Genomic DNA, 22,551 nt, shown 5'->3' with positions numbered 1-22,551 from the left:
GTTTTAAATTTACTTCACATTTTTTACAAGGTTCGTTGCTCTCAATATAGCTTTTTCTTTGTTAGCGAAAAGATGATTTTTTTTAATACAAAAATAGATCAATCACCGATTAAGATGATTGATCTTGATTGAGATAAATATATTTTGAATTTATTCTCCTTTATCTGTTTTCGCTTCGATTGTTTTGATTAAATAGCCATTTTCATCATGGACACTAGTCTTTCCGTTTGGTTTTACAATCATAATTAGTCCTTTGGATAAAAATATCTGTTCGTTTTCTTTTAATTGGTAGAATAACTCTCCATCCTTGTCATAATAGTACTTCGTTGGCATTTTCCCTGGCAAACTTTTAGATACTTGATAGACATTTTGCATTTTCTCTATCTCAATTTCCGAGCCATCGCTTGCTTCAATAAGAATCTTACCTTTTTGATTCACTAAACCTTGATCGTGATTCTTTGTGTCAAAAATAGATAATCCAGAATCTGTAAATTCACTAAACGTATAAATCTCCTTTGTTTGGCTTTCTGTTTCAGAGAAAATCTTCTTTCCAGAACTGTTTATAATGGCTGGAAAAGCCTCTTCACCCAGTCTTTGAATAGAAAACAACCCATTACCAAGATAAAAAGGGGCTCTTTCGTAACTATCTGGAAACTTTTTGATTACTTCGAATTTTTCATTCGTCAAGCCATACTTTTCATCATGCAGTTTCCCAATTCTAACTAAAATAGTATCATCTTTCAAAAAGCCGTCAACAACAGAAATCCCCTCTTCTGCTTCATCAGCAACTTTGGTCACAACTTCACCAGCTTCATTAATGACAAGATCATCCCCATATGAAGTAGCTAAAGCAAGACCTTTTTCAGAAAAAGACGAAATATGTTTAAACAATAAAGGTTCTTCATCCTCATAGATTACTTTACCTTCTTGATTAATTAAACCATACTTACCTTCTTCTGTTTTATAAATGGCTGCTGAACGTTGTACGTACGGAAAAATCTCTGTTATTTCGAGCTTCTTTACTTCTTCCGGAGAAAAAATCAATCCTTTCTCCTCGTGAACAATTCCATAATCTCCATCGATTTTAACAACCGCTAACATGCTATCGGTTCCTTCTTCTTCCAGATAATCAAAGCTTTCAATATCTTTTAATAACAACTTACCTTCATTATTCATTAACCCTTCGGTACCATCTTTGAAATGAACATGAGCGAAACTATCATTTCTAAAAATAAATTCTGATATACCATCTGGCATATCTTTGGCTTCCTTCACAAGTGTTCCATCATTCAAAATAAGTCCCAATTTATTTAGGTTGGTATCCTCATACCTACCATATTTACTATTTTCAAATGTACTATTGTGAATTCTAAATTCTGGATTTTCAGGGAAAATTTGATAACTATCTGTATTAAAATAAAACACATCATGCATAGTTGTAGTATATTGCAACAATGTACTATTAGAAAATGCATCAATTTCTTTTATTCGTTCTTTCTTTCCATCCATTAAAACAGTTCCGTCAACATCCATTAATCCCATAAAATTGTTAGACATATAAATAATTGGACGCTTAGCTATTGATTTTTCTGCTTTTTTGATCAGTTTTTCTTTATTTTCAGACTGTTCTGCTTCTTCCTTGCTTGTACATCCACTAACAAAAATACTTAAAAAAAGAACTATACCTACAACCAAACTTTTTTTCTTCATTTTTCTCCTCCACTAGCATCATTAAAAAAACACACAATACATTTATTTTAACAAAAGTTTACTCCCCTTTACAGGACATTCTTTCGTTCGGCTCCTGCCATTATACGTTAAAAAAAATATCCCTACTTATGATACGGTTCCCCTCGCATTATCCTAAACCCTCGATAAATCTGCTCCACCAAAATTAACCGCATCAACTGATGTGGATAAGTCGACTTTCCAAATGACATCTGCTGTTGGCTTCTTTTCAATACTTCATCACTCAATCCCAACGAACCACCAATCACAAAAGCCAGCTGACTCTTCCCATTGATTCCTAACTGCTCGATCTCTTTTGAAAACTCTTCACTGCTGAACTGCTTTCCATTGATCGCCAACACAAAAACATGATCTTGATCCCCAATTTTAGCTAAAATTCGTTCTCCTTCTTTCCCTTTAACCTGTAACATCTCTGCATTGCTTAAATTCTCTGGTGCTTTTTCATCCGCTACCTCAATAATTTCGACTTTTGCATAGCTTTGCAGGCGTTTTAAATACTCATTGATTCCTTGAACCAAATATTTCTCTTTCAACTTACCCACAGTAATAATCTTTATTTTCATTCATTTCACGTCTCTTCCTATTTATAACATTCTACTTGTTCACAATTTTATCATGAATGTTTTGACTCTTCCACATACTTTCCCACAAAGTTATACACATATGCACAGACTTATCCACAGATGAATGTCTTATCATCCTTTATTTTACAGTATTTTAAGATACAAACACATATTCCCGTTCATTTATCCACATTATCCACATTTTGTGGATAACTTTTTCACAGAAGTTTTCCTCTATTTTTCAAAAGTTTTTCACACTTTATTGTGTATAAGTATTTCAATACTCACATTTTTTCATTATTTGTATCTGTTTTTCTCCCTAACTTATTCATAAAAAATTCAAAGCTCTTGGGTAGACTAAAGGTACGTTGAAAGACTATACTAAATATAATAAATAATGAAAATTAAATAGGAGGTTGCTTATATGCAAAAAAAAGATGTTACACCTAATTCAGATAAAAAACAAAATGGCGTATTCAAAAAATTTGGAATTGGTTTAGTTGGAGGATTACTGGGAGGTGCACTCGCTTTTGGTGGGGCTTATGCTATCATGGGGCAAAACCCGTCTTCATCTAATTCGCCTACAACAACAAACTCTGTAAAAGATAACAAAGGGGATACGAAAGTAACAAATGTTAATTTAGATGTAAGTAGTGACGTTACTAAAGCCGTGGATAAAGTAAAAGATTCTGTCGTTTCAGTTATCAATTTACAAAGCCCTAGTCAAAATACTGAAACTGGAAGCTTTGGCAGCATCTTCGGCGGCAATGATGAAAATGACGCTAGCGGAGCCGAATCGAATGATAGTGAGCTAGAAGCTGCAAGTGAAGGTAGTGGCGTGATTTATAAAAAAGATGGTAAAACGGCTTATGTTGTGACGAATAATCACGTAGTTGACAAAGCAAAAGGATTAGAAGTTGTTTTACATGATGGCACGAAAGTTCAAGGTGAATTAGTTGGTACAGATTCTTATACTGACCTTGCTGTGATCAAAATTTCATCTGATAAAGTAGATTCGATCGCCGAATTTGGTAACTCTGATAAATTAAAAATTGGCGAACCAGCATTAGCAATTGGCTCTCCATTAGGATCAGCATATGCTAACTCTGTAACACAAGGGATCATTTCTTCATTAAATAGAAATATCCAAAATGAAAATAATGGACAAGCAATCAATATCAATGCGATCCAAACAGACGCTGCAATCAATCCTGGTAACTCTGGTGGTCCATTAGTAAATATCGAAGGACAAGTGATCGGGATCAACTCTGTTAAAATCGTTCAATCTGAAAGCCAAGTAAGTGTTGAAGGAATGGGCTTTGCGATTCCAAGTAATGACGTTGTAAATATCATTAACCAACTAGAAAAAGATGGTAAAGTCACTCGTCCAGCCTTAGGAATTACGATGGAAGAATTAACGAATGTATCCACACAACAACGAAAAGAAATTTTAAAACTTCCTGAATCAGTCCAAATGGGTGTACTTGTTCGTAGTGTTCAAACAGCTACTCCAGCTGATAAAGCAGGACTTGAAAGATATGACGTCATCACTAAAATCGATGGCGAAGATATCAGCTCTGTTACTGATTTACAAAGCGCTCTATACAAGAAAAAAGTCGGTGATAAAATGAAGGTTACTTTCTATCGTGATGGAAAAGAACAAAGTGTTGATATTGATTTGACGATCGATCAATCTGCACTTAAACAAAATTCATCTAACTCAGAAAATTCTCAAAATCCTTAAATAGATACACTCGAAAAGCTAGGTTACGCTTCCTTACAAGGAAGCTGTTGACCTAGTTTTTTTTCTTTATCTATACACCTTTTTACGAGCTATAAATCACGTATTATTGTAGAATAAAGAGAGACAAAACTTTAGAAAGAGGGATGTACTATGGCTCATAAATTACGTGAAGAATGGGATAAATTATTTGGTAAGACACATGATTTGAACGAACTAAAAAAAGCGAAACACGATGAAAATGGACATTTCGTCACAGATGAAGGTGTAAATACTGATGTTTTGGGGCATAGTTCTGTAGATTCTTTAAATGCAATGATGTATGCTGACTGGAATACTTATTTAAATGATAGTACTCTATTTACTGCCTTAGAAGAAGAAGAGCAAAATCAAGTTCGATCTGACGGTCCAAGTTTTGCTGAATATAACGGTGACTAATCACAAAAATAAGCCCTAAATAAAACTGAAAAATGGTTTTGTTTAGGGCTTTAAATTTAACTTTTTATTTTCCAACGGGAAATGCTTCACCAATAACAGCATCGAAAGGTAATTCTAAAATCCCTTTTTTCGCTGGTGCATTTGGCAAACGTAATTCTCCAGCTGAACAAATCATGCCAAAACTTTCTACACCGCGTAAAACACCAGGCCAAATCATCAATCCGTCCGGCATCATCGCACCTGGTTTTGCTACAACGACTTTTTGTCCGGCTTTGATATTTGGTGCACCACAAACGATTTGCAAGACTTCACCATTGTCCACTTCTGTTTGAGTGATCGATAAGTGATCCGAATCAGGATGTTTCTTACATGATTTGACAAAGCCCACCACGATTTTTGGTGCACTCACTTTAACGAGTGTTTCTGAGAATCCTGATTTAGTCAACGCTTCATTTACTTTAGCTAATTGTTCTTCAGTCAAGTCCACTTGACCCGTTCCTGCTATTTCGCCTAAAATCGTTGATGCATCAAAGATATTCCACGCAACGACTTGTCCATCTTCTGCTACAGTCACGCGTGCCACATTTCCTTTACGTTCTACACGGTTTTCTAGTCCTTTATCATCTGCTGCGATGACCATTAAGACATCACCCACATGCTCTTTATTATAAGCAAAAATCATTATTTCTCTCACTCCACTTTTATCATTTTAAAAGATACTATATTCATTGTCTTATCTTAACAAATAAATAGATAAACTGCATGTTATTTTTTTATCGATTGATTATCTCAGAAAAAAAAGTGAAACAAAACGGTTACGCCTTGCTTCACCTATTTTACACGATCTATTTATTTTTTAGTTTTCTCAGGATGAACAGTCAAGACATCACAAGGGGCATGACGAATAATGTAACTACTCACGCTTCCGATCATCAAACGTTCCACTGCGTTTAAACCAGACTGTCCTACCATAATCAAATCAATATCATATTTCTTCGGTAAATCTTGGCACATCACTTCTTTTGCCAAACCATATGTTAAAACCGTTTCTACTTGATCAAATGAAACACTTTTGGCATATTCTTTACAATCAGCTAGTATTTCTTTCCCGCTTTCAGTTTCTTGATCTAGTAAACTATCATTCAACGAGGAATAGCCCATCATCGTATAGACTTTATTTTCGATTACATGAGTAACAATTACACGGCCATTATTTCTTTTAGCTACCTCAATTGCTTGGTGATACGCTAAATTCCCTTGATCACTACCATCTACGCCAACTAAAATATTTTTATAGGTTTGTGCCAACATAAGACTCATCTCCCGATTGATCTATTTTATTTCTTGAATAGACTCACTTTTTTAATTAATACATCAACTGATGCTTTTCAAAAATGTAGTAATTTCTTCTTTCGTTTTGCGATTTTTATTGACCAAACGACCTAACTCTTTGCCTTGGTTTGTTACAACAAAACTTGGAATTCCGAAAATATTCCATTCAGAAGCCAGTTCCATAAACTTATCTCGGTCAACTTCTATAAAACGAAATTCTGGAAATTCAGCTTCGATTTCAGGCATTACGGGTTTGATAAAACGGCAATCCCCGCACCAATCTGCAGTGAAAAAGAAAACACTTTTCCCTTCAGACACAAAACTAGCTAGCTCTTCATAAGAAGTTGGAATAATCATAATTTGCCTCCTACTTTCCGTAAATAATGGTATTCACTGTTGTTTTATCTAATCCTTTTAACACCTGGATCAACATTTCACGGGCTGCTTCAAAGTCTTTGATATTGAACATCGTTTGATGTGTATGGATATAACGTCCGCAAACACCGATCACGGTACTTGGTACACCATTGTTGGTTGTATGTGCAGCACCTGCGTCAGTCCCACCTTTAGATACAAAGTATTGATAAGGAATGTTATGCGTTGCAGCTATATCTAATAAGTATTCTCGTACACGAGGTAATGTGATCATACCTGGATCGTAAATACGTAACAATGTTCCTTCACCTAGATGTCCATATGTTCCTTTTTTCGTTTGGATATCATCTGCTGCTGAACAATCTACCGCAAAGAATAAATCTGGATTAAATTTATGCACTGAAGGCTTAGAACCACGTAATCCTACTTCTTCTTGCACATTAGCACCAGCAATCAATGTATGACCTAATTGTTCATTTTGAAAGGCCTCTAATGCTTCTAACACTAACGTACAACCATAACGATTGTCCCATGATTTACTGATGATATTTTTACCGTTAGCCGTTTTGATCGTTTCAGTTTGCGGTACGATTGAATCCCCTGGGCGTACGCCAAAGCTTTCCGCTTCTTCTTTTGATTCAAAACCAGCATCGAATAGTACATCTGCCACTTCTAATTGCTTTTGGCCGCCCGTTCCACGTAATAAATGTGGAGGAACTGAAGAAGAGATACATGGATAATTGCCTTTACTTGTTTTTAGTGTGAAACGTTGGGCAGAGACAACATAAGGGTTCCAACCACCTAAAGGAACGACTTGGAATAATCCATTGTCTTTGATTTGTGTTAGCATAAACCCGACTTCATCCATATGAGCTGCTACCATAACACGTGGTGCATCTTGCTCTTTAGCTCTTTTAAGTCCAAAAATCCCACCTAAACCATCATATTGAATCTCGTCTACTAATGGTGCCATATTTTTTTTCATATACGCACGAATATCATCTTCAAATCCACTTGTTCCTTGTAATTCAGTTAATTCTTTGATGCGTTGAAATGTTTTTTCTTCCATCGTTGTATTATCTGCCAGCTCTTCTAATCAGAACAAGCCGTTCATTTTGGCTAAAAAATAACACTCTTTTAAAGCAAAAATAGCAGATACTCCTTTCATATGATTTCACATTCATTATAACGCAAATTATTTTAATTTCCCACGTTTTTTGTTTTTCGATATTTTCACACATTGTGTTAGAATAGACTTAAAGCTGAGTAATTTTGGCAAACATTTGAAAATACGCGGAGGTTATTCCCCATGAATGAAGAAAATGAATTAAGCTATTTTAAAGGCGGCTTAGCGCTTGGTGTCAGTCTTGGTATATTAAGCGGTATCGCTTCAACATTATGGTATCAGAAAAAACGTACGTTAGATGCTGATTGGGTTTTAGAAAATGTGAAAGAAGCCTTTTTGAAAGAAGGCCCGATTGAAGGCTCTTGGATTGAGTTTGAGAAAAAACCATTACGAAAATTCGCAGTTCATTCTAAAACTTATAATGGTGGGATTTCACGTTTAGAAGATGGGACTATGGTTCAGTATGCATTTATTGCCGATGCTTTTACAGGAACTGTAATTGATGTGAAGCGAATTAAAGAGTAAGATAAAAAAAACAGTTGAAACCACATTGTAGCAGAGTGGTTTCAACTGTTTTTTGTAACTATCTATTTTTCTATACTTTATTAAAACTCACGCGATAAAGGATACCTGAACTGCTGAATTCTTCTCAATCAAACAAGTCTTACTTATTCATTTTCTCAGCCTGAAATCTCGCCTCAACGCGATAAATCGGCTGTCCTTTAGCTGAAAATTTTTCTTCATACTCCGTCATAACATTGTCTTCATAATTACTAGCATGCAAATCTAACCAGACTTGTTCCAAAACCATTCCATATTTTGAAAAACTACTTAATGAGTATTCAAATAAACCGCGATTATCGGTTTTAAAATGAATTTCGCCATTTGGTTTTAGAATTTTTTCATCCGTCTCTAAAAATGTTTTAAAGGTTAAACGACGTTTTTCATGACGTGTTTTCGGCCATGGATCAGAAAAGTTCAAGTAGATTTGATCTACTTCATTTTCTGCAAAATATTGTGTCAATTCTTCCCCATTGACATGAAGCAGTTGTAAGTTAGGTAGCTCTTCTTCCAACGCTTTTTCTAAAGCGATCGAAAGAACACTTAATTGCATATCGATCCCAATATAATTTATTTCTGGATTGGCTTTTGCCATCCCTACTACAAATTGTCCTTTACCAGAGCCAATTTCGATATGAATAGGATGATCATTCCCAAAACGTTCCGCCCAACGTCCTTGCCATTTAGCTGGCTCATCAACAACTAATTCAGGATGACTCGCCAAAAGCTCGGCTGCTCCAGGTCTTTTTCTCATTCGCATGTTTTATGTTTCCTCTCTTTATAACAACGTTTCAAAGGGTAGGGTTCTTAGGACTCGTCCCAAGCTCTTAAGGAATCCTTCTTAAAGTAAGTTGACATTCACAAAAATTTGAAATGCAATTTTCGTGAATGTCCTCTTATTTCTCGGAGTTAAACGCTTCTGTCCCAACCTTGTTGCCCTCTATTATTTTAGTAAACAATCGTTCTACATCTTCTAATACCCAAATGCTTGTTTTAATTTTAAAATTTCTGCATTCATGTCTCTTTTTTCTCCTGATTGATGATGGCGTAGAATTTCTTGCAGGAAATTGAATAATGCATACCACTTAATCCGCGTCATTGCTTCTTCACTAGGACGCATCCCGTAAGATAACAGCCATTTATTCCAGCTTGCTTGTGGAACATAATGTCCGAGCAACATGCCCAGATCTAATGCTGGATCGGCTATCATAACTGAGTCCCAGTCAACTAAATAGAGATAATTATTCGATACGATCCAATTACGATGATTCACATCACCATGAACGACCATATAATTATGAACAGAATAATTTGGTATATTTTTTTGTAGATAGCGATAGACTCTAGCAAGATATGAATTATTTTGAAGCTCCTTAGGCAATCGCTGTCCATATGCTTGAAGCATCATCGCAGGCGAATGGATCTGACCGCCGATTTTTCCCAGCATACTTTTCAGCATATGTGAATGATGCAAATGATAAAGAACATCCACAACATCATTTCTTTGACCAATTTCTTGGGCCTTGAGTACTTGACCATCTAGCCACTCTTGTGCTGTTAAAATATCGCCTGTCACCGTTCGTTTCGTCCAAACAAGCTTAGGGGCAATTCCTTCTTTAGACAGTGCAGCTAAAAGAGGAGAAGTATTTCGTTTAATAAATACTCTTTCAGTCGCACGTATACCCATGAAAGTTTGGCCAGTTGCACCTTTTATTGGCTGCAAGCGCCATTCCTTATCCAACTGAAATGCCATGGAAATTATCTCCTATCCTAACAACTTCTAATAATTAATTACAGTAAGTATCATTTTAGCTTCCATAGCGTTCAACGTCAAGCATCTCTCTTATTCTTTTGACATTTAAACTAATGTTTGGATGTTCCACATACTGCATCAACACCTTTAATATAAGCATTTAGCAACTGTTTCGTAATTTTACCGGGTTTTCCGGTTCCAACGATGTGCTCATTTATTTTTACGACGGGTACGATTTCTGTTAAAGACCCTGATACAAAACATTCATCTGCTGTAAATAAATCTTCTTCACAAACGGCTTCTTCTTTCACTGGAATGTTCAATTCTTTTGCTAATTCGATAATATTCATTTTAGTGATTCCTGGTAAAACCAAATTACCATCTGGATGCGTATAGACAGTACCGTCTTTAACGACCCAGAAATTCGCTGCGGATGCTTCTGTCACTTTGCCGTCTCTGACAAGTACTGCATCATCAAACCCTTGACGACGAGCTTCATCCAATGACAAAATATTTCCCATTAAACTCAATGACTTGATATCGCAATGCAACCAACGTGTATCAGGTACTACAGCTACTGTAATCCCTTCTTCCATTTTTTTCAAAGGTCGTTCATAGGAGCTGATATTGGCTGTTAAAACACCTTTGACTTTATCTGGATTTGGCAGTGCATGGTTTCTTGGTGAATCGATTCCTCTTGTTATTTGAAAATAAAGTTTGCCTTCATTGATTCCTTCTAGTTTCACTAATTTTTTTAAATTAGCTGTCAATTCTTCTTTTGTGAACGGTAAATGCATTCTGATTTTTTCAGCACCACTCCACAATCGAGTCAAATGTTCTTCCACCATGTACAAACGGCCATTGTACACCCGAACCACTTCATACAGACCGTCACCATACTGATAGCCGCGATCTTCAATATCTATTTTTACTTCTTCACGTTTAACGATTTGATCATTCCATAAAATATGCATCCTTACCCCTCCATCTTCTTCAAACGATGCGGAACATAAAACTTAGCAAACAGTAATACTTCAATAATCAACGCCCCTACGATCATCAATCCTTCTTTAAAATCAGGTAGAGCGATCAAAACAAATATACTAAACAAAACCGCTGCAATAAACAATAGAACCGTCACAAGCTTACTCACAGCCTGTTTCTTTTGTCCATCTGACACAGGATACAAATGCGTCATCACCATATAATCAAACTGTGTATAGATTGGGATCAACTGAAATCCGATCAGATAAACAAATAATACAGACACACCCATTGAGATCCAAAACTCTTTTAGGAAAAACAAAATCACTCCGCCAACTAATACTAAACGAATAAACAATCCGCTATACTCAGAACCTCTTAAAAAACTACGAGCGTACAAATATAAATACGTATTTTGGCTTTTTTTCTTGATTTTACTCAGGAATGGATCAAGATATTTCCGACGTTTCACACTACTAGAAATTTCTGGAACATCTGTAAATAAATGGATGAATTGATAAATCCGATGCATCCGATTTTTTTCTTTTTGAACCATCCCTTCCCAGTCTAACGATACTAGTTGTTCTTTTTTATTCAAACTAACATAGAAAACGACAGCTTGGACTGCTGCAACAAGAGGGCCTACCAAAGGCGCAACATATAAACTAAGAGCGATTGCGGCAAAACTTGTCACGAACCACAATGTAAACCACAAATAATGCTCTTTTGAAGAAATTTGATATAACTCATATTTTTGTAAACGCAAATGACTCGCCTTTAAAATTCCCAACATCACAATAAAGTAGAAAAATGTTGAAAAAGCCCAACCTGTGGAAACGACTACTAACGGCATCGACATACCGCCCATTAAAAACAATGCTACTAGTGGCAACCACATAGAATAACGAATGGCACGATTTAAATAACTATTCATTTCAGGTTCTTTGGGTAAGATAAAAACTTTATCTGCTTCTTCAGCCAAAGTAGCAATACGACCGATTTGAAGTAACACCAACCAAAGAACTATGACGATTGGTCTGCCCCAAACAAAATTTGCAGGCAATGTTTTTAATACTTGAGAATAGTAAAAACCTAAGCCACCCAATAAAAACACACAAACCAAAATAAAATGATCGTTAAAAACATATCGCATATACTTCATCATTTTTTTTAAATGGCGTGCTAAACGAATGCCAAAAAATCCAGACATACTAACCCACCTTTTCTTCTTTTGTTAATGCGATATAAATATCATCTAGAGAAGAACCTGGTAAACTAAATTCTTCCCTTAGCTCCTCCATCGAACCTACAGCTCGAACTTCCCCATCATGTAAAACAACAAAACGATCACAGTAACGTTCAGCCGTAGCTAAAATATGCGTCGACATTAAAATTGCCGCACCTTGATTGCGCATATCATCCATCAATTCTAATAACGCGTGGATGGCCAAGGGATCTAATCCTAAAAACGGTTCATCGATAATATATAAACTTGGTTCAATTAAAAAGGCACATAAAACCATCACTTTTTGTTTCATTCCTTTTGAAAAATTAGCTGGAAACCAATCCAATTTATTTTCTAAACGGAATGTCTTCAACAATGCATCTGCGCGCTTAAAAGCTTCTTCAATCGGAATATCATATGCCATTGCTGTAATTTCGATATGCTCTCTTAAAGTTAATTCTTCATATAAAGAAGGTGTTTCAGGGATATAGCCGATTTTCTTGCGGTAACTTTCCGGCTGTTGCTTTAATGTCTCACCATCAATAGAGACTTTCCCTTTTTGTGGCGTTAGCAAGCCAATCACATTTTTTATGGTTGTACTCTTACCAGCCCCATTTAAACCGATCAAACCAACCATTTCACCCGATTTTACGTCAAAATTAATATCTTTTAATACAGGAATATGGCCATATCCTCCTGTTAAATGTTCAATTATTAAACTCATTAATGTACCTCCAACTATTTTTATCGTAAATCTATTATACCACGAACTTTTTGAAGGTTTCATGAACTTTTCTTACCAAATAAATTTCAAGATATGGTAAAGTAGAAGAAACAGCATAATGAAAGAGGGGAAACCATGACAGATTGTATTTTTTGTAAAATCATCGATCAAGAAATTCCAAGTTATAAAGTTTATGAGGACGACAAGGTTTATGCCTTTTTAGATATTACTCAAGTAACGAAAGGTCATACACTCCTTGTGCCTAAAGAACATGTCACCGACATTTTTGAGTACGATCCAACACTTGCAGGAGAGGTTTTTGCATGTGTACCTAAAGTAGCACGTGCTCTTGAAAAAGCATTTCCTGATATGCAGGGATTGAATATTATCAATAATAATAAAGAATTAGCCTATCAATCTGTTTTTCATTCTCATATCCATTTAATCCCTCGTTACGGTAAAACAGATGACTTTTCCATTCACTTTGGTAATAATCAAGGTGTCTATTCGCCAGAGGAAATGCAAGATATCGCTGAAAAAATCATGAAGCAGGTGGAACAATAATGGGAAAATTTTCTAAAGGAATTTTGTTTGGTGCTGTCGTAGGGGCTGCCGGTGGTTTACTTTTTGCACCAAGAAGTGGTAAAGCTACTCGTCAAAAATTTGTAGATGAATTGGAAGAGTGGTCCGATTTAAAAGAAGATTTCACTGAGAAATTAGACCAGTTCAAGGAATCCGCACACGCATTACAAGCGGCGGCTGACATGTATATTGAGCCTTTTATTGATGGCGTTAATCAGGATGTTGAAAACTTTATGTTTCAAGCAGAGCCAAGAATAGAACAAATTCAAGAACAAGTTGAAAAGATACAAACTGAACTACCCGAGATGCCCTCAGAAAACGAATGATTATTAGAACCTGTGGCAAAAATAATTACTCTCGAAAAAATAAGAAGCAATTTACAAAATTGGCAAGAAACACGGAGTTTTCAATTTCACTGTTGAATGATTAACTGCATTCTGTAAATTATTGTGAACTCCAGCCTATTCCAAAAGAAGTTTCTTCGTCTGTCTTTCATCTGCATTTTAGCTGTAACGTAACCGTAACTTTTACTATTTGATAGGTAGGCATTTTTTCTTTTAATTCAATTAATTACATTTTTTAGTGGATGCAACTCATTTAATTCACCAATTAGTTTCATCATTTACGCTAAATTCACTAAATTTATAGAGGAAATTGTGTCCTAAATTCGAAAATTCTTTGAAAGAATGAATTACGTGTTTCTTTTATGAAACAGAGTGTGGTATAGTTATAACCGTGAGAATTAATTTCTACATAATAAAAAATAAAATAACCCTAGGAGTGCTTACGAAAATGAAGAAAAAACTAATTTTAGCTGCAGCAGGCATATTCAGTATTTTTACACTAGCTGCTTGTTCAGGCGGTTCACAAGACATCGCAACAATGAAAGGTGGAACAATCACTGTTGACGATTTTTACAATCAAACAAAAACAAGTCAACAAAGTCAACAACTTGTTCAACAAATGATCATCTTTAAAGTATTCGATCAACAATACGGCAAAGACGTTTCTGAAAAAGACGTTCAAGCTAAGTTTGATGAATCGAAGAAAAGCATTGAAGACCAAGGCGGAAACTTTGTAGATCAATTAAAACAAGCAGGTCTGACAGAAAAAAGCTACAAAGAACAAATCAAACAAAGTTTAGCTTATCAAGCAGGTCTTAAAGCACACATCAAAATTACAGATAAAGATTTAAAAACTGCTTGGGAAACATTCCACCCAGAAGTAGAAGCACAAGTAATCCAAGTAGCTACTGAAGACGAAGCAAAAGAAATCAAAAAACAATTAGATGATGGTGGCGACTTTGCAAAAATCGCTAAAGAGAAATCAACTGATGCAGCAACAAAAAATGATGGCGGTAAAGTGAAATTTGATTCTCAAACAGAAACAATTGCACCGGCTGTAAAAGAAGCAGCATTCAAATTAAAAGACGGTGAAGTTTCTGAACCAATCCAAGCAACTGATTCTACTGGTTACCAATCAACATTCACTATCGTAAAAATGATTAAAAACAAAGACAAAGGCAATGACATGGCTCCTTACAAAAAAGAGTTAACAAAAATTGCTGAAGAAGCAAAATTAACGGACCAAGAATTCACTCAAAAAGTAACTTCTGAAGTTTTAACAGCAGCAAATGTTAAAATCAAAGACAAAGCATTTGATCAAGTATTAGCTGGCTTAGTTGAATCTAAAGATTCAGCCGCTTCAAGTGATTCTTCTAAGAAAGAAGAAAAAGAGTCTAAATCAAGCGATTCTGAAAAATCTAAAGATTCTTCAAGCAAGACAGAAGCATCATCAAGCAAAACGGAAGACTCTTCTAAATAAGTACACAAAAAAAAGAGATGAAATTCATCTCTTTTTTTGTGTACTATTTTTGAAAAACTAATTCAAATACTTCGTAAACAATCAACATATCTTCAGAAAAAGTTAAGTTATACTTTTCTAATGCTTGCTCAAAAAAGGGTTGGTGGACACTGCGCCAATAGCGTAATGTGCGATCTCCTTCCCCTTCTAGATAGCCATGTACTTCTGATAGTTGAATATACGGAAGAATCTCAACGACTTTTGTACAAATAATCGCTTGTGCTTGATCATTGCCACTCAAAAGTACACTATAATCGCCAACTTTTGGCAATTTTTCATCTTCAAACTCTTGTTCATACAAAAGATGCAATGAGGATGTACCTGTCTTTTCTCCTTTAAGAACATGAGCTAATAGCTCATCTGCCATTTTTGGCGAGTTTCCAAAGGCCCAAGTTTCGTACTCATCATGTGTGATTGTATGTAGATCCTTGAATTTCTCCCACAATTCTATTGCTGATTGATTCATTGTTATCTCCTCATTCACTTAGATATCTTTCGGCACATAAAAGCTACGATTATCTAACCCAAAAATTCGGTCTGTGTACTGTCCTGGTTCTGTTTGGCGAACAGAGCCTAACATCATTTGGATCGAGGCATCTATGTTGTCGATTTGATGTAGTACTTCAGCTTCCATGATTCTTGGTCGAACAGGGGAACCATATTCTAATAATCCATGATGTGCTAGAACCATATGACGCAACACAATCACATCTTCATCATTTTCATCGATTTTTAGCGCAATACACGCTTTCGTGATTTCTTCATCAACAAGAACTAAGTGACCAATCAAATTTCCTGAAAGTGTGTATTCAGTCGTCATTGCGCCTGAGAGTTCTTTTACCTTCCCTAAATCATGTAAAATGATCCCTGAATAAAGTAACGCCGCATTCAGTTCACTATATTCTTTACAGATAGCTTTTCCTAAACGAAGCATAGACACCGTATGATACGCCAAACCGTTAGCAAATGCATGATGATTCCGTTTTGCTGCTGGGTAATCGAAAAATTCTTTTTGGTATTGTGTCAATAAATAGCGAACGATTCGTTGCCAATGAGCATTTGTGATTTCAAAGACCGTTTGGTTGATTTCTTCTACCATATCTTCTCGTTTCAATGGCGCCCGCTCCATATACAATGTAGGCTGACTAGGCTCATCTGGACGAGCAACACGCATATGAACGATTTTCACTTGAGGATTGCCTTGATACACTTCTCTTTTACCGTTTAAAAGAATAACATTCCCTGCTGTAAAGCGACTGATTTCTTCTTCTGAAGCATCCCAATATTTCCCGTCGATCGTGCCCGATGTATCTTGGAAAGTAAACGCGATAAATTTTTTACCATTTTTTGCCATACGTACATCAGCATTTTTGATCAAAAGAAATAATTCAAATGTTTCATCTACAGATAATTCACGGATTTTTTTCATACTTACACTCCTTCTAATTCAATGATCGGTTGTTTCAACTCTTTATAATAGCTTACCATTTCTTGGTCAGAAGAAAAACAAATGACCTGCTGATGCTCAGAAAAAACAGCAAATAATTGTGCTAATTGCTCTTTTCTTTGACTGTCATAATGCAGCCAGCCATCATCGATTATAACTGGACATAAACTACGCTGTTCTTGTAAATAGAGAAATGCAAAACGAACTGCCATGATGACTTGATCTCTTGTACCGGTGGATAACTCATGGAGCATAAAATGTTGCTGATCCTCACGAATAACAATCAATTGTTCTTCATTTAACTGAATGCCGCGATATGCATTTTGGGTCAAGAGTTTAAAATAGTCTGTCGCTTTTTTCAATAAATTAGGTAGTTGTTTTTCTGACAATTCTGTTAAAAGATCCATTAACAACTGACCAGCTAATTGATACGCTGACCAATCTAATGCAAGTTCTTCGATTTCCGTCTTCAGTTCCATTTGTTCTTGATACAGTTCGTCTAATGTACCGTCTGAGATCATTTGCTGCCGCTGATAAAGGATTTTTTGTTCTTTTTCTTGCAATTGTTGGATAGTATGTTCTATTTCATTAAGTTGTTGTGCCAATTCAGCTTGTTTGGACGGTAATTGTTTTGTCTCACTCGAGTCTGAAAATAGTCCAACCAACATCGTTTGCAATTCTTGCTTTCGTTTGTGATTTGCCGTAGCTTCTTGATAGCCCTGAATTTTTGCTGGAATTTCATTTATTGAATTCATCTGGAATCTCTGCAATAGTGGACTGGCTTGATCGATCACATGCTGCTGTTTTTCTTTGACTTCTCGAATCGTTTGACGTGAATAGGCATCAGCCTGATATTCTTTTGCAAAACGAACTTTCTCCATTTTATCAGCAAAACTACTGATTGCGCCTACTCGTTGGGCTAATGAAGTTCCAGCAATTGGTAATCTTGCAGTATAGCGCTCTGTCTGTTCTATTAAAATAGTCACGCGGTTTTGATCGGCTTTCAATTGGTGTTCAAGTTCTTGATTCGTATTTAATAAAATCAAATAACGGGTAATATCTGCCCGATGCGTCAGCCAAATCTCGACTTGATCCATACGCCCCAAATGATTTTCTTTTACCTTTTGAGCGATATATCGAGCCATTTCTTTTTCTTCCTCACGGATTTTTTTGATTTCAGCTTTTATTTTGAGTAGCTGATCATTTAAATAATCTAATTGTGATAACTTTTCCTGCCATTGCCGTTTTTCATTTTCATAGGTGTCTTTTGGTTTATAAAAAAGGGGCACTATACCTGCAATCAGAAAACCTACACTTAAAACTAAGATTCCATATCGAAGCGGTACGGGTAAAAAGAAGCTCAATAACAAAATAATTCCTGCAAATCCGCAAAACAATAGATTAATCGTTTTACTGTCTTGTCTATCGTTTTTTCGAAACATTTCTTTATTGATCGCTTCAAAGGTACTTAAATTTTCTTCACGTGTCAAAATTTCTTCTTCTAACAACTGTAAGTCGGTCTGAGTAGATTGCAACTTGACCGAGCGAGAAACGATTTCATCTCTCATTGCATTGATCTCTTGCTCTTCAAAGGATAATTGTGGTGGTGTCTCTGAGTTCCATTCCCACTTCTTTTCTAAGGCCAACATTTCTTGTTGATTCTGCTGTAATGATTGATTCATCCAACTAATTTCAGATAGCAATTTATCAATATCATACCGTTGATTGAGTAACTGATGGATATGTTCTTCTTCTTTTAAGTAAAACTGATAGTCATCCGTCTCTTCTTCCGTCTCACTTTGTTCAGCAATACTTTGATTCAAACGAGTCAATTCTTCACTCAAAAAACGATACTGCTGATAAATCGAAAGTAAATGTTCTTGCTCTTCTGGTTTTAGTACAATAGTTGTCTTCGATTGCTCGATAGATTGCAACTCTTCGTATAGAGGCAAGTTCATCACTTGCTTTTCTACAATCATTAATTTTTTCTTGACTTCTTGCATTTTTTGGCGATTTTCAGCGATCAATTGCTCAGTATTTGAAAGTTCAACAACTAATTGTTGGAAGGGACGTTCCTGTTGTTCTTTTTCGTTGATACGCTGTTGTATGCTTTGGTATGCACTCAACTTTTGATTCAATAGTGGTTGACTACCTTTTCCCTTATAAATTGTCTGAGCGCTCTTAAAATAGTCTTCTCTACTCACTAATAATTGTTGACTTCCAGACAATCCCAAAGAAAGTAACGATGTTTGCAGTTCTTCTTCATTTAATTTTTCTAATTGGCTGAGTTGCTCTTGCTGAAAGGTAAATACTGACTGAAATAGTTCTTTCGTCAGCGGATGAATCATCTTTTCTAGCGTTGCTTCATCGCCTATTTGATCATTAAAATAAACTTTCGCTCGGCCTTTATTTTGCCCTTTGAATCGTTCAACTTGCACTTCTCCATAAACAGGATGGGAAAACCATAATCGTCCGCCATAGGCTGCTCCATTTTTCGGCTGGTAATCTTTTTTTCGTTTGCCCTTAGCAGGAAATCCAAAAAACATGGCTTGAATAAACTGATAAATCGTTGATTTACCGGCTTCGTTTGCACCGAATAATAATTGGTTTTTTGGTAGAAACTCAATTTTATGCTGTTGCCATTTGCCAAATCCTACAAGTTCTATTGCAATGAGTTTCATGATCGATCCTCCTGAATGACAAAATCTTCTTTGATTTTTTGATCCGCATGGTCAATACTGCGCTTGCGCCATTCTTCATTTATTTGTACGATTGAAAAAAATAGCGGGTTTTGCACGAGCTCTTGTAAAGTATTTGAAAATATTTCTGGCTGTAAAAAGTTTTTCTCTAATTGAGTTAATAATTCCGGTGCTGCCGTAATCGTCATCTTTTTATCAAGATCATCCGTCATCATATGTACGTTGAATAAAAACAATGATCGATTTGTTTGTTGCAGTAAGGTTGTTTGTAAATACTGAAGTAGTTCACCATTTTCGTATGCTAGTTGGAATTCTTCGCCAAGTTGTTCTATATCTGTCAATTTGATTTCCTTTAAGACTACTTGTTTATTGTTTGCCTTCTCTTTTAAAAGAAGTTCAGTAAGTATACTCAATGACTCTTGCAAACTTCTTGTATTGCTCAATGAATACTTCTCCACCTGCCAAGTGACTTTGGCTACTGGCTCAAATCGAACAGTTGCATGTCCTGATTCTATCGAGACGATTGCCACGCCTTGAACTGCTCGTTCTTTTTTAGTGTGTCCTTGCGGTGTTCCTGGATATACAATCAAAGGCTCTGCACTTACTACCTGAGGTTGATGAATATGGCCTAAAGCCCAATAATCATAGCCTTTAGTTTTCATCTCATTAAAGGAGAACGGTGCATAATTTTGCTGACCATTATTTACCGTATCTCCATGATAAATTCCGATATGTATATCCGCTGCCGGATCTTTTGCAGGAAAAGCAGATAGTTTGTTATCATTGATCCAAGAATGCTCATAACTAAAGGCTGAGACTGCTACCTTTTCTTGATTCTTGGTCATAAAATAATGCGTCTCAACATGTTCTTGCTGAAAAAGAAACATATTTTTAGGAAAATCGAACCAGTAACGTTCAGCTACATAATAATCATGATTCCCAAATGTCATGATTACAGGAATTCCCGCTTGATCTAAACGTTTCATTTCCTCGATAAAGTACGCTTGTGTTCTGATTGATGTCCGACTTTGATGAAAGGTATCTCCAGCAAAAATAACCGCATCCACTTGATTTTCCAGCGCTATATCAACAATCGAAGTCACTACTTCATGGTTCGCATCTTGTAATTTTTCAATGATTTGTTTTGGGCTCTTTTTTAAGCCTTCAAAAGACCGATCCAGATGTAGATCTGCTGTATGCAATACTTTCATTAGATCCTCCTATTCGTCCTAATTGTTTTCTTTAATCATATCATTTTATTCAGAAGCGGTCAGTAAAAACATACGAAAATTTGTTCGTTTTTCATTTTTTTATTATGATAAAATAAAAGAAGCTACTATTCGACTCTGTGAGTTTCATTCTAGCTTCTAATCATTGTATCTATTCAGTTATGATCTCGATTTGAACAATCTCACTTTGAGTACTAATCCTCATCGGTGGTCCCCACGTTCCAACACCTGAAGAAACGATCACTTGAGGACTATGTTCATTTTTGCGATAATAGCCATAATCAACAGTAAAATAAGCTTTTGTTACTAAGTTAAACGGAAAAATTTGCCCTTGATGAGTATGACCCGAAAGAATCAGTTCATTTGCTTGCTTATATTCATCAATTGTTGATGGCTGATGATCTAAGATGATTTTAGGCAATTGATTGCCGACCTTTTTGAATGGGTCTTGCATACTTTTTCTAGTGCCATCTTGTGAACCAATTGGACGACTGTCTTTTCTGCCAACAACTAAAATCTCTTCACCAACAATCGTCATTTCATCTTCCAGTAATGTAATATCCGATGCTTCAACTAGCGTCTTCATCTTTTCAAATGTTTCTCCAGCGTCATGATTTCCCCAGCACATATACGTTCCACAAGTAGAAGAAAGTCGTTTGAATTGTTCTTTCATCCCTTCTACATCCTGCAATGCATTATAATTCCCATCAAACAAATCTCCTGAGATAAATACAATATCTGGGGTCAGTTGATTGATTTTACTTACAATTTTTTTCAACTTATTTACGTCATTCACATAGCCTAAATGTAAATCACTGATCAATACAGCATTTAATTTTTTTTATTTGTTATTTACTAATTTTCCCATTACTACTTGATACTTAACGGTTCTAATTTGCTGTGCTTGCCATGTGCCATAACAGAATAGAACAACAATTAAAACAGTTGCGCCCAACCACAGCACAAATTCTGTTCTTGAGTGGATCGTTGTGATTTTTCCTGCAATTTTCATGATCAAGTCTGTTAGCCCAAAAATGGCTAAAGATATAAACCAGAATGATAACCAGTAGCTACCAATTTTGCCAATCAAACTACCTACATTCGTATCAAACAATAGCATTGTCAGCATCGATGCGATTGCTAATAGGCCGATCAACACCCATAAAATCAATGGATTCTTAAAAAAGGAAAACTGTTCTACTATGAATATAAGCTTTCTACCAATGTAAAAATTACCTAAAAGAAACAATACTCCAATAATCAAAAATGCCAACTTATTCATGAGTTTCCTCCAGTTTTTCACCAATAATTTGTCCAAATTTCACAATCGTTTCAAGATTATTCTCAGTATTTCGCTCTATTTCTGAATCAATCTTTACTTGGTTTTTTTGAAATAATAAAATCACGGTAGAGCCGCCAAATTCAAACCAACCTTTTTTCTCAAATCGCTGACAACTACCTAAATTTTTCAGATTTTTGATTTTCCCTACCATTAACGCACCCACTTCGATTTGCGCAACTTTCCCAAAATTCTCAGTCTCAATCACTGTAACTTCTCTTGCATTTCTAGAAAAGACTGGCTCATTGTGGATTGCGATCGGTTGAACTGTATGAAAAATACCAGCTATTTTCTGATGCTCAATAATCGTTCCTTTGTCGATAAAATAATAATGATGATAATCATCAGGCGTTAAACGAAAAATGACAGCACAACCTGCTTGCCACTCTTCCGCAAGACTTGTACTACCAAGTAATTCTGCAAGATTATATTCAGAATGTTTTACTTTAAACAGTTGATTTTCATCGATTGGATATGCTGTGACCTTACTATCACAAGGTGCATTCAAAAATGCTTTATTTTGAGTTAATAAACGCGCTTCTGGTTTGATTTCACGCATAAAAAAATGATTGAATGACGTATATGTCGCAGGTTCATATTCGCCCATTTGAAGATTGTTTTTCTTGATGAAACGCTTGATCATGCCTTTTGACAACGAGCTATTTAAATAAACACCTGCAGCTTTTGTGAATGGTGGTTGAATGATTCCTTTTAAAATAATGCGGCCAATTGGATTTTTATATAAAAAATGTAACGACCAACTATCCTTTTCACTGATAGGCTTTGTTTTAAAATACTTCTCCATGCATTTACCCCTTTGA

General features: G+C 35.7%; 24 protein-coding genes. 6 read left to right on the top strand and 18 right to left on the bottom strand.

The window, feature by feature from the left end; all coding sequences use genetic code 11:
* Window positions 1-150 precede the first annotated feature (150 nt).
* A complete protein-coding gene (locus IGI43_RS12310) occupies window positions 151-1,710 on the bottom strand; it encodes a hypothetical protein (RefSeq protein WP_438758081.1) in 1,560 nt (519 codons plus the stop codon).
* A gap of 122 nt (window positions 1,711-1,832) precedes the next feature.
* The gene (rlmH, locus tag IGI43_RS12305) at window positions 1,833-2,312 is read right to left on the bottom strand and encodes a 23S rRNA (pseudouridine(1915)-N(3))-methyltransferase RlmH (RefSeq protein ID WP_438758080.1); all 480 of its coding nucleotides are present in this window, start codon (window positions 2,310-2,312) and stop codon (window positions 1,833-1,835) included.
* A 424-nt stretch (window positions 2,313-2,736) separates the two neighbouring features.
* Between rlmH and IGI43_RS12300 the strand changes: the two genes are divergently transcribed.
* A complete protein-coding gene (locus tag IGI43_RS12300; RefSeq protein WP_438758079.1) occupies window positions 2,737-4,056 on the top strand; it encodes a S1C family serine protease in 1,320 nt (439 codons plus the stop codon).
* A 150-nt stretch (window positions 4,057-4,206) separates the two neighbouring features.
* On the top strand, window positions 4,207-4,491 hold the full coding sequence (locus IGI43_RS12295) for a hypothetical protein (RefSeq protein ID WP_438758077.1): 285 nt from the start codon (window positions 4,207-4,209) through the stop codon (window positions 4,489-4,491).
* Window positions 4,492-4,555: 64 nt separating this feature from the next.
* Here IGI43_RS12295 and ytpR read toward each other — a convergent pair whose 3' ends face one another.
* The 4 genes from ytpR to pepA form a co-directional block, all read right to left on the bottom strand.
* Window positions 4,556-5,173: a YtpR family tRNA-binding protein gene (gene ytpR, locus IGI43_RS12290; protein ID WP_438758076.1), complete on the bottom strand. Its 618-nt coding sequence runs from the start codon at window positions 5,171-5,173 to the stop codon at window positions 4,556-4,558.
* A gap of 167 nt (window positions 5,174-5,340) precedes the next feature.
* Window positions 5,341-5,802: a universal stress protein gene (locus IGI43_RS12285; RefSeq protein ID WP_438758075.1), complete on the bottom strand. Its 462-nt coding sequence runs from the start codon at window positions 5,800-5,802 to the stop codon at window positions 5,341-5,343.
* Window positions 5,803-5,865: 63 nt separating this feature from the next.
* Window positions 5,866-6,180 carry a thioredoxin family protein gene (locus tag IGI43_RS12280; RefSeq protein WP_438758074.1) on the bottom strand — a complete coding sequence of 105 codons (315 nt, stop codon included), beginning with the start codon at window positions 6,178-6,180 and terminating at the stop codon, window positions 5,866-5,868.
* Window positions 6,181-6,190: 10 nt separating this feature from the next.
* Complete coding sequence (pepA, locus tag IGI43_RS12275; RefSeq protein ID WP_438758073.1) at window positions 6,191-7,267, bottom strand: glutamyl aminopeptidase; 1,077 nt, start codon at window positions 7,265-7,267, stop codon at window positions 6,191-6,193.
* 240 nt (window positions 7,268-7,507) lie between these two features.
* Between pepA and IGI43_RS12270 the strand changes: the two genes are divergently transcribed.
* Window positions 7,508-7,849 (top strand): peptidase, encoded by a 342-nt coding sequence (locus tag IGI43_RS12270; RefSeq protein WP_438758072.1) that lies wholly within the window; start codon window positions 7,508-7,510, stop codon window positions 7,847-7,849.
* A gap of 139 nt (window positions 7,850-7,988) precedes the next feature.
* On the opposite strand, the gene trmB is transcribed toward IGI43_RS12270, so the two are convergent.
* The 5 genes from trmB to IGI43_RS12245 all read right to left on the bottom strand — a co-directional run bounded on the left by trmB (window position 7,989) and on the right by IGI43_RS12245 (window position 12,571).
* A complete protein-coding gene (trmB, locus tag IGI43_RS12265; protein WP_438758071.1) occupies window positions 7,989-8,645 on the bottom strand; it encodes a tRNA (guanosine(46)-N7)-methyltransferase TrmB in 657 nt (218 codons plus the stop codon).
* Between the two features lie 213 nt (window positions 8,646-8,858).
* On the bottom strand, window positions 8,859-9,638 hold the full coding sequence (locus IGI43_RS12260) for a phosphotransferase family protein (protein ID WP_438758070.1): 780 nt from the start codon (window positions 9,636-9,638) through the stop codon (window positions 8,859-8,861).
* Window positions 9,639-9,748: 110 nt separating this feature from the next.
* The gene (dat, locus tag IGI43_RS12255; RefSeq protein WP_438758069.1) at window positions 9,749-10,612 is read right to left on the bottom strand and encodes a D-amino-acid transaminase; all 864 of its coding nucleotides are present in this window, start codon (window positions 10,610-10,612) and stop codon (window positions 9,749-9,751) included.
* A gap of 2 nt (window positions 10,613-10,614) precedes the next feature.
* On the bottom strand, window positions 10,615-11,832 hold the full coding sequence (locus IGI43_RS12250) for an ABC transporter permease (RefSeq protein WP_438758068.1): 1,218 nt from the start codon (window positions 11,830-11,832) through the stop codon (window positions 10,615-10,617).
* 1 nt (window position 11,833) lies between these two features.
* Window positions 11,834-12,571 (bottom strand): ABC transporter ATP-binding protein, encoded by a 738-nt coding sequence (locus IGI43_RS12245; RefSeq protein WP_438758067.1) that lies wholly within the window; start codon window positions 12,569-12,571, stop codon window positions 11,834-11,836.
* Between the two features lie 135 nt (window positions 12,572-12,706).
* Here IGI43_RS12245 and IGI43_RS12240 point away from each other — a divergent pair, with 135 nt between their 5' ends.
* The 3 genes from IGI43_RS12240 (at window position 12,707) to IGI43_RS12230 (ending at window position 14,977) form a co-directional block, all read left to right on the top strand.
* Window positions 12,707-13,135 carry an HIT family protein gene (locus tag IGI43_RS12240; protein WP_438758066.1) on the top strand — a complete coding sequence of 143 codons (429 nt, stop codon included), beginning with the start codon at window positions 12,707-12,709 and terminating at the stop codon, window positions 13,133-13,135.
* A complete protein-coding gene (locus tag IGI43_RS12235) occupies window positions 13,135-13,479 on the top strand; it encodes a YtxH domain-containing protein (protein ID WP_438758065.1) in 345 nt (114 codons plus the stop codon). Before IGI43_RS12240 ends, IGI43_RS12235 begins: the two co-directional genes overlap by 1 nt.
* A 466-nt stretch (window positions 13,480-13,945) precedes the next feature.
* Window positions 13,946-14,977 (top strand): peptidylprolyl isomerase, encoded by a 1,032-nt coding sequence (locus IGI43_RS12230; protein WP_438758064.1) that lies wholly within the window; start codon window positions 13,946-13,948, stop codon window positions 14,975-14,977.
* A gap of 43 nt (window positions 14,978-15,020) precedes the next feature.
* Here the strand turns inward: IGI43_RS12230 and IGI43_RS12225 are convergent, their stop codons facing one another.
* From IGI43_RS12225 to IGI43_RS12195, 7 genes are all read right to left on the bottom strand, one after another.
* Complete coding sequence (locus IGI43_RS12225) at window positions 15,021-15,482, bottom strand: ASCH domain-containing protein (protein ID WP_438758063.1); 462 nt, start codon at window positions 15,480-15,482, stop codon at window positions 15,021-15,023.
* An 18-nt stretch (window positions 15,483-15,500) separates the two neighbouring features.
* Entirely contained in the window at window positions 15,501-16,445 is a 945-nt protein-coding gene (locus IGI43_RS12220; protein ID WP_438758062.1) for a 3'-5' exoribonuclease YhaM family protein, read from the bottom strand.
* A gap of 2 nt (window positions 16,446-16,447) precedes the next feature.
* A complete protein-coding gene (locus tag IGI43_RS12215; RefSeq protein ID WP_438758061.1) occupies window positions 16,448-19,144 on the bottom strand; it encodes an AAA family ATPase in 2,697 nt (898 codons plus the stop codon).
* A complete protein-coding gene (locus IGI43_RS12210) occupies window positions 19,141-20,373 on the bottom strand; it encodes a metallophosphoesterase family protein (RefSeq protein ID WP_438758060.1) in 1,233 nt (410 codons plus the stop codon). The genes IGI43_RS12215 and IGI43_RS12210 overlap by 4 nt, the downstream gene beginning before the upstream one ends.
* 169 nt (window positions 20,374-20,542) lie before the next feature.
* Window positions 20,543-21,214 (bottom strand): metallophosphoesterase, encoded by a 672-nt coding sequence (locus tag IGI43_RS12205; RefSeq protein WP_438758059.1) that lies wholly within the window; start codon window positions 21,212-21,214, stop codon window positions 20,543-20,545.
* 18 nt (window positions 21,215-21,232) lie between these two features.
* Complete coding sequence (locus IGI43_RS12200) at window positions 21,233-21,673, bottom strand: hypothetical protein (protein ID WP_438758058.1); 441 nt, start codon at window positions 21,671-21,673, stop codon at window positions 21,233-21,235.
* Window positions 21,666-22,535, bottom strand: coding sequence for a phosphatidylserine decarboxylase (locus IGI43_RS12195; protein WP_438758057.1), 870 nt, complete (start codon window positions 22,533-22,535; stop codon window positions 21,666-21,668). Before IGI43_RS12195 ends, IGI43_RS12200 begins: the two co-directional genes overlap by 8 nt.
* Window positions 22,536-22,551 lie beyond the last annotated feature (16 nt).

Origin of the sequence: Enterococcus sp. AZ126 (assembly GCF_051714545.1) — a bacterium.
GTDB lineage: Bacteria > Bacillota > Bacilli > Lactobacillales > Enterococcaceae > Enterococcus_L.
This window is presented reverse-complemented; position numbering and strand designations above follow the sequence as displayed.

Excerpts from the sequence above, each read along its gene's own strand:
- IGI43_RS12310 (WP_438758081.1), bottom strand. The coding sequence starts at position 1,710 with ATGAAGAAAAAAAGTTTGGTTGTAGGTATAGTTCTTTTTTTAAGTATT.
- IGI43_RS12210 (WP_438758060.1), bottom strand. The coding sequence starts at position 20,373 with ATGAAAGTATTGCATACAGCAGATCTACATCTGGATCGGTCTTTTGAA.
- dat (WP_438758069.1), bottom strand. The coding sequence starts at position 10,612 with ATGCATATTTTATGGAATGATCAAATCGTTAAACGTGAAGAAGTAAAA.
- IGI43_RS12225 (WP_438758063.1), bottom strand. The coding sequence starts at position 15,482 with ATGAATCAATCAGCAATAGAATTGTGGGAGAAATTCAAGGATCTACAT.
- pepA (WP_438758073.1), bottom strand. The coding sequence starts at position 7,267 with ATGGAAGAAAAAACATTTCAACGCATCAAAGAATTAACTGAATTACAA.
- IGI43_RS12215 (WP_438758061.1), bottom strand. The coding sequence starts at position 19,144 with ATGAAACTCATTGCAATAGAACTTGTAGGATTTGGCAAATGGCAACAG.
- IGI43_RS12230 (WP_438758064.1), top strand. The coding sequence starts at position 13,946 with ATGAAGAAAAAACTAATTTTAGCTGCAGCAGGCATATTCAGTATTTTT.
- IGI43_RS12280 (WP_438758074.1), bottom strand. The coding sequence starts at position 6,180 with ATGATTATTCCAACTTCTTATGAAGAGCTAGCTAGTTTTGTGTCTGAA.
- IGI43_RS12270 (WP_438758072.1), top strand. The coding sequence starts at position 7,508 with ATGAATGAAGAAAATGAATTAAGCTATTTTAAAGGCGGCTTAGCGCTT.
- IGI43_RS12240 (WP_438758066.1), top strand. The coding sequence starts at position 12,707 with ATGACAGATTGTATTTTTTGTAAAATCATCGATCAAGAAATTCCAAGT.
- IGI43_RS12285 (WP_438758075.1), bottom strand. The coding sequence starts at position 5,802 with ATGTTGGCACAAACCTATAAAAATATTTTAGTTGGCGTAGATGGTAGT.
- IGI43_RS12195 (WP_438758057.1), bottom strand. The coding sequence starts at position 22,535 with ATGGAGAAGTATTTTAAAACAAAGCCTATCAGTGAAAAGGATAGTTGG.
- IGI43_RS12245 (WP_438758067.1), bottom strand. The coding sequence starts at position 12,571 with ATGAGTTTAATAATTGAACATTTAACAGGAGGATATGGCCATATTCCT.
- rlmH (WP_438758080.1), bottom strand. The coding sequence starts at position 2,312 with ATGAAAATAAAGATTATTACTGTGGGTAAGTTGAAAGAGAAATATTTG.
- IGI43_RS12300 (WP_438758079.1), top strand. The coding sequence starts at position 2,737 with ATGCAAAAAAAAGATGTTACACCTAATTCAGATAAAAAACAAAATGGC.
- IGI43_RS12235 (WP_438758065.1), top strand. The coding sequence starts at position 13,135 with ATGGGAAAATTTTCTAAAGGAATTTTGTTTGGTGCTGTCGTAGGGGCT.
- IGI43_RS12200 (WP_438758058.1), bottom strand. The coding sequence starts at position 21,673 with ATGAATAAGTTGGCATTTTTGATTATTGGAGTATTGTTTCTTTTAGGT.
- IGI43_RS12250 (WP_438758068.1), bottom strand. The coding sequence starts at position 11,832 with ATGTCTGGATTTTTTGGCATTCGTTTAGCACGCCATTTAAAAAAAATG.
- IGI43_RS12220 (WP_438758062.1), bottom strand. The coding sequence starts at position 16,445 with ATGAAAAAAATCCGTGAATTATCTGTAGATGAAACATTTGAATTATTT.
- ytpR (WP_438758076.1), bottom strand. The coding sequence starts at position 5,173 with ATGATTTTTGCTTATAATAAAGAGCATGTGGGTGATGTCTTAATGGTC.
- IGI43_RS12295 (WP_438758077.1), top strand. The coding sequence starts at position 4,207 with ATGGCTCATAAATTACGTGAAGAATGGGATAAATTATTTGGTAAGACA.
- IGI43_RS12260 (WP_438758070.1), bottom strand. The coding sequence starts at position 9,638 with ATGGCATTTCAGTTGGATAAGGAATGGCGCTTGCAGCCAATAAAAGGT.
- trmB (WP_438758071.1), bottom strand. The coding sequence starts at position 8,645 with ATGCGAATGAGAAAAAGACCTGGAGCAGCCGAGCTTTTGGCGAGTCAT.